At 50.2% G+C, this 1,301-nt stretch carries 1 protein-coding gene; it reads left to right on the forward strand.

Going from position 1 to position 1,301, the window contains the following annotated elements:
* Positions 1-77 precede the first annotated feature (77 nt).
* Positions 78-1,037 carry an HNH endonuclease gene (locus tag FCN80_RS25980; protein ID WP_170975541.1) on the forward strand — a complete coding sequence of 320 codons (960 nt, stop codon included), beginning with the start codon at positions 78-80 and terminating at the stop codon, positions 1,035-1,037.
* Positions 1,038-1,301 lie beyond the last annotated feature (264 nt).

Consider the following 1,301-nt stretch of genomic DNA (forward strand, 5'->3'; position numbering starts at 1 on the left):
CGATACCGCCCGGTAAACCGGCTTCAGATCGGCCATGAAGGCTTTGTGGTGCTTGGATGCCACGTATTTAATTGAGTATGCCGTCTCGTGACCCTGAAGATCCGGATTTCAGGAGGCTGTGGTATGTCAGGTATGCGGATGATTTTCTTTTGGGTTTCAGCGGCCCCAGACATGAGGCTGAAGAAATAAAGTGGGCAATTCGTCAGTTTTTGCATGATACGTTGAAACTGGAGATGTCTACGGAAAAGACATTGATTACACATGCCCGCACTGAAGCTGCACGTTTCCTTGGTTATGAAGTAGTCACACTTGACGCTATGACCAAGCAGGACCACCGGGGACAGCGCTGTATCAATGGTGCGGTACGTCTGAAAATTCCGGTAGAGGTAATCAGGCAGCAATGCCAGAAATATATGCGGAATGGGAAACCTTCCCATCGGCCCGAACGCTTGTACAATGATGACTACAGCATCGTTGCACAATATCAGGCTGAGTACAGGGGATTTGTCCAGTATTACCTGATGGGATTTAATGCCCATCGTTTGTGGAATGTTCATCGAGTCATGCGAAAATCCTTATTGGGAACGCTGGCGAACAAACACAAAACAACGGTAAGCCGCATCGTCAGAAACCTGAGAACCGAGGTTACGGTTGGTGATAAGACTATCAAGGCATTACAGATAGTCCGGCACAGAGGACAAGGAAAAAGACCGCTGGTCGCTACATTTGGCGGTTTGTCTCTGGCATGGCAGAAAGATACAGTGATCTCCGATAACCCGAAGCAGGTATTTAACGGGGTTCGCAGCGAACTGATATCCAGGCTACTGGCTCAGACCTGTGAGTGCTGTGGGACAAATGATGGCCCTTTCGAAGTTCATCATATCCGCAAACTGAGCGATCTGAGTCAACGAGGCAGGAAAGAGAAGCCAAGGTGGCTGAGGATAATGGCTTCACGGCATCGTAAAACCTTAGTTGTGTGTCGAGAATGCCACCAAAATATTCACAGAACAAGACCTGCCAGACCTCGGGAAATATGACACTGGAAAGCCGGGTGAGATCGAAAGACTCATGCCCGGTTTGGGGAGGGGGCGTCCGGAAAAGTGCTTTTCAAACAGTAACTCGCTGGCGCTCTACTCTACCGCACGTCCGGTTCGGAGAGGAGAGGTAGGGAAATAGTCCGACTACGCCCTGCCTCTTACTCTACTCAGCACCTGGCAAGGCTTTGCGTATGTGGCCTTCATCATTGATGTGTTCGCCGGCATGATCGTAGGCTGGCGGGTCTCATCGTCAATGGAGACGAC

This window comes from Martelella alba (assembly GCF_005217455.1).
Classification (GTDB): domain Bacteria; phylum Pseudomonadota; class Gammaproteobacteria; order Enterobacterales; family Enterobacteriaceae; genus Acerihabitans.

What these genes read in the sequence shown, in the direction of transcription:
- FCN80_RS25980 (WP_170975541.1), top strand. Translation starts at nt 78, where the DNA reads ATGCCGTCTCGTGACCCTGAAGATCCGGATTTCAGGAGGCTGTGGTAT.